The 4,170-nt window shown below is 65.5% G+C and carries 5 protein-coding genes; 3 read left to right on the forward strand and 2 right to left on the reverse strand.

The window, feature by feature from the left end; genetic code table 11:
* Nucleotides 1-205: 205 nt before the first annotated feature.
* The gene (locus ACIA8E_RS41560; protein ID WP_399307261.1) at nucleotides 206-742 is read left to right on the forward strand and encodes a hypothetical protein; all 537 of its coding nucleotides are present in this window, start codon (nucleotides 206-208) and stop codon (nucleotides 740-742) included.
* Here ACIA8E_RS41560 and ACIA8E_RS41565 read toward each other — a convergent pair.
* Entirely contained in the window at nucleotides 699-1,490 is a 792-nt protein-coding gene (locus tag ACIA8E_RS41565; RefSeq protein ID WP_399307255.1) for an IS5 family transposase, read from the reverse strand. The two genes, ACIA8E_RS41560 and ACIA8E_RS41565, sit on opposite strands and share 44 nt — an antisense overlap.
* Before the next feature lie 1,136 nt (nucleotides 1,491-2,626).
* Between ACIA8E_RS41565 and ACIA8E_RS41570 the strand changes: the two genes are divergently transcribed.
* Together ACIA8E_RS41570 and ACIA8E_RS41575 are read left to right on the forward strand one after the other, a co-directional pair.
* On the forward strand, nucleotides 2,627-3,316 hold the full coding sequence (locus ACIA8E_RS41570) for a hypothetical protein (protein WP_399307257.1): 690 nt from the start codon (nucleotides 2,627-2,629) through the stop codon (nucleotides 3,314-3,316).
* A gap of 45 nt (nucleotides 3,317-3,361) precedes the next feature.
* On the forward strand, nucleotides 3,362-3,775 hold the full coding sequence (locus tag ACIA8E_RS41575) for a hypothetical protein (protein WP_330481449.1): 414 nt from the start codon (nucleotides 3,362-3,364) through the stop codon (nucleotides 3,773-3,775).
* A gap of 213 nt (nucleotides 3,776-3,988) precedes the next feature.
* Here the strand turns inward: ACIA8E_RS41575 and ACIA8E_RS41580 are convergent.
* The coding region (locus tag ACIA8E_RS41580; RefSeq protein ID WP_399307259.1) for a hypothetical protein at nucleotides 3,989-4,170 on the reverse strand (182 nt) is incomplete at its 5' end.

Here is a 4,170-nt window from a genome sequence, read left to right on the forward strand (position 1 = left end):
CATCTCGAAGCGTGGAGAACGGCCGCCCCTGCTGTCCCGGGAAGAACCGCAGATCAGCAGGTCGAGTGACCTGCGAGGATAAACGTCAAGCTAAGAAGCTGTTGTCTTTCCGGACTTGAGGACTGCGTTTCGCTGGTCGGGCGTAGGTTCGGAGATCCCGTGGGAGTAGTCGCCTGTCGTGCAGTCGCTCCTGGGGAGGTCGTGGATGCCGTCGGTGGTTGGGCTGTTGGAACAGCGTGAGCTGGGTGCTCGCCGTCGTGTGGACGAGCTGCGGGAGGAGGCCGACCGCATCCAGGCCGAGCTGGCCGCGGCCGAGCAGGAATGGCAGGAGTGGACGATCGCTCGCAGGCGGGTCGATACGGTGCTCGCTCCGGACAGCGGCGACACCGCCGACACGAAGATCACCCCGGATGCGCGGGATGCGGACGTGCCGTCGGCGCCCCGGGATGCGGTGAAGCCGAAATCGCAGGTGGCGGTGTGGCGTGAGGAGCTGCCCTGGTCGGTGCTGTCGGTGGACTACCAGCGCATCCTGCAGGCGCTCGCGGACCGTGTCCGGCTTCATCAAGGGCCGCTGACCTGCCAGGAGATGGCCGCCGTGTTCGGCATGGACGTGGTGCCGGCGCGGGTGGAGGCACTGCGGTCGAAGGCGAAGCGCCTGGTCGCGCGCGGGTGGCTGGCCGAGCCCGCGCCGGGCCGGTTCACGCTCGCGCAGGGTGTGGCCGGGCCAGGCGGCGGGTCATGAGGAGGATCATCGACCAGTAGATCATCGCTTCGGCGCTGGTGGTGCGGCGTTCGTAGTCGCGTGCCAGGCGGCGGGTGCGCATCAGGTGGGCGAAGAGGCGCTCGACGATCCACCGCTTGGGCAGCACCACGAAGCCGCGCATGTCGTCGCTGCGCTTGACGATCGCGAGGACCAGGGCGAGCGCGGTGAGGCAGTGCTCGACGAGGTTGCCGGTGTAGCCGCCGTCGGCCCAGACCAGCTCCAGCCGGTGGTGCGCGTCGGCGACTTGTCGCAGCAGGACCTGGGCGGCGGCGCGGTCGCCGGTGTCCGCGGCGGTGACCATCACCCCCAGCAGCAGACCGAGGGTGTCGACCACGACGTGCCGCTTGCGCCCGTTGATCAGCTTGCCGCCGTCGAACCCGCGGCTGTCCGATCCGACGACGGCGTCCGCTTTGACGGACTGCGAGTCGATCACGCCGGCCGTCGGCTCCGTGTCCCGCCCCTCCCTCTCGCGGATCCTCGAGCACAGCCGGTCGTGGAACTCCTTGACCAGGGCGTGGTCGCGCCAGCGGCGGAAGAATGCGTATACCCGGTCCCATGACGGGAAGTCGGCGGGCATGGCCCGCCATTTGATGCCGTTGTCGACGAGGTAGCGGATGGCATCGAGTATCGCCCGGTGGCAGTACGCCTCCGGCTGCCCTCCCCGGCCGCGCAGCCAGCCCGGCACCGGCAGCAGCGGCCGGACCACGGCCCATTCCGCGTCCGTCATGTCCGAGGGATACCGCCGAACACGTTCCGGGTGAGCGGCCGCGTTTCCGAACCGGTGAGCGACACAATCACACGTCGGTGCAGCCGAGTTGAACTCCACCGGCGCGAGCACGTACAACTGCGGCAACAGGGTCTCCTGGATCTCGGTTGGCTTCGCAACCCCGAGCTACCAAGAGGCCCTGCCTTCATGCCCGCGACCAGCTGTGATCACCCGATCGAGACTCCCGTTCGATGCGCACCCCTCAAGATCGGAACGACAACAGCTACTAAGGACCACCCGCCTCTCACGCCCTGAAAAGGCTGCCGGTCACGCAACGTCTGGTGAGGAGCAATACCGCCGGGCGTCCTGACCTGGCCAAGCGGCATCACTGCGCAGGGCGCTGCGGCTTCTGCGACTGACCATGGGATCGCAAGGTGCGGTAGCTCCTCAGCCCTGGCGGGCTTGCGGTGCCCCGCAGGGGTACCTGAGACCGTCCTTGCGACAGCAGGTCACTGGGGGCGTGAGAGACCAAGCTCCTTGGCTGGGCACATCCGTGGTGCAGGTGGCCACTGATCGTCGTCGTGATGGCGAGGCTTCGTGGCAGCTGACGTTCGCGGGCACAGGTCTCAGGCGGGGTTGGACTTGGGGTGCGGCAGGTACAGAACGTTCCGCCAGCTCCACCTGGGCACGATTTGAGGCTCGGGCCGGTGGCTCTTGTATAAGAGGCGCGGCCGCGTAAACCCTGTCTGACCTGCACGTTTGCTGGATGCGTGTTGTCCTGTAGAGCACATTTCGCATGCCGAGATGTCAACCTGGCCGTCACATTCGTGCCGAAAAAACAAGTACAGCTTGATCAGGCGAGCTAAGAGAAACGGGCCACGTTACGCCTGGTCAGCGACTTGGGGGCGAGGGGGAACCCATGCCGTTCCCCGCGGTGTCGGTGCGGCGAATGTGCGCTCCATGCGACACATGAAATCAAGTATCACTTGATTTCATGGTCCAGCGCGACATGAAAATCAAGCCTGAGTTGACTTTCTGTGCAGCAGGATCACAAAGGTCGTGGGCCTGCCGTCGGATGGCGCGCCGGTGCGTCAAAAGACAAGCTCCTGTTGATTTTTCCGATAGTGTCTGCCACGCCTGAGTACTAAGGAGGTCATGTGCCATCTGAACAGCCGGCCCGGCGTCGTCCGGGCGGGCCACGAGCCGTTCCATCCCACACGCCTGACGGCGCTGCATACGACGACATCCTCAGCGTCCTGGGGAGGCAGCTAGGCGAAGCGGCCCAGACCGCCGACCCCCGCAGCCACCGCAAGCTGAAGGGCGTGAGGTTCGAGTTCGAGAACGAGGCGCGCGCCGTCCACAACATGGCGGGCAACGCCGGCTACAGCCTGGCGAGCAACTGGTTCACCCAGCTCCTCGCGCAGCTGGCCGTCGCCAACTCCATCACCAAGTCGCAGCTGTGCGTCTTCCTCTTCGTTGCCGGGGGGCAGGTTCCGGGAACCGGCATCGCCCAGTACACCCAGCAGGAGATCACCGATGGGCTGAACAAACTTGCCGCCAAGAAGAAGGACGGCAAGCAGATCACCCGGTCCACCGTGAACCGAGCCATCAAAGCGCTGTGCGAATACAAATGGGTCGAGCAGGCAGGAAACGGCAAGATCCGCCTGAACGTGACGCTCTGGTTCCAGGGCAACAGCACGGCCCAGAACGAAGTGCTCGCGGAGATCGCCTCGGAGCACGATCACGACCCGACCGCCTTCCCCCACGACATCGGCCCCGAGCAGCCGCACCAGGAGGAGTTCGACTTTGGGCAGGCCACCTACACCAGGGAGAAGAGAACCGGGTGATACTGCGTACGTACCCTGGCAGCCGACAATGAGGAGGGTGGCCTGATGGCTGAGGTCCTGTCTCCGATCGTCTCCGATCGCATCTGGGCTGTGCCCGTCTCTGGGGCAGCTGTGAAGTTCCTCAGTTACCTGGTGTTCCGCTCCGAGTTCGGAGGACACCTGCCCGTACGGCAGAAGGACATGGCGAAGGAATACAAGATCACACCACAGGCCGTCAGCCTCCTGATGGCACCACTGTGCGATCTGAACATCGTCCTACGCCCCTCCAGCGACGGTCGGAAAGGCAACAGCTACCGACTCCATCCCCTCGCGGCCAAGTACGAGAGCCACGACGACATGGAAGCGGCGTTCCGGCACACCCTGCAGGCCATCAAGGCGGGCGAGCTCCCGAACCTCAGGCTGCCCTCGTACGTCACAGCTCCACCCAGTGAGGGCCGCCCGAACCTCCAGGTCGCATGAGGCAAAAACAAGGGCCCCGCCAGATCTGGCGGGGCCCTTGTGCCTGAGTAAGAGGTACGCCCCGCACTATACCCGCGAAGACCGGTAGCAACCTGTTGTAGGTGGCAGATGGGAAACGTCCTGCTCCAGCGGGGTCGGGAACCCTCGGGAGGCAGGGCGAAGGGGGACGACCCAAACAGAGTGCACCGGGGGGGGGTGCCCCTATGGGTTTGGTCAAGGTGATGGGGCGGGTTGGGGTTCGTAGAAGGTTCCGTCGCGGAGCATCGCGAAGAGGAAGTCTGCTCGTCGGCGGGCGGGGCGGAGGAGTGCTTGGGTGTGGTGCTTGCCCTGGCTGATGTGAGGTCGGTTCGGGGCGCCCTGCCAGCATTGCTGCTGGTGGGTTTCCCCGAACCGCC

Source organism: Streptomyces sp. NPDC051664, from assembly GCF_044453545.1.
GTDB lineage: Bacteria > Actinomycetota > Actinomycetes > Streptomycetales > Streptomycetaceae > Streptomyces.

What these genes read in the sequence shown, in the direction of transcription:
- ACIA8E_RS41565 (WP_399307255.1), bottom strand. Translation starts at nt 1,490, where the DNA reads ATGACGGACGCGGAATGGGCCGTGGTCCGGCCGCTGCTGCCGGTGCCG.
- ACIA8E_RS41560 (WP_399307261.1), top strand. Translation starts at nt 206, where the DNA reads ATGCCGTCGGTGGTTGGGCTGTTGGAACAGCGTGAGCTGGGTGCTCGC.
- ACIA8E_RS41575 (WP_330481449.1), top strand. Translation starts at nt 3,362, where the DNA reads ATGGCTGAGGTCCTGTCTCCGATCGTCTCCGATCGCATCTGGGCTGTG.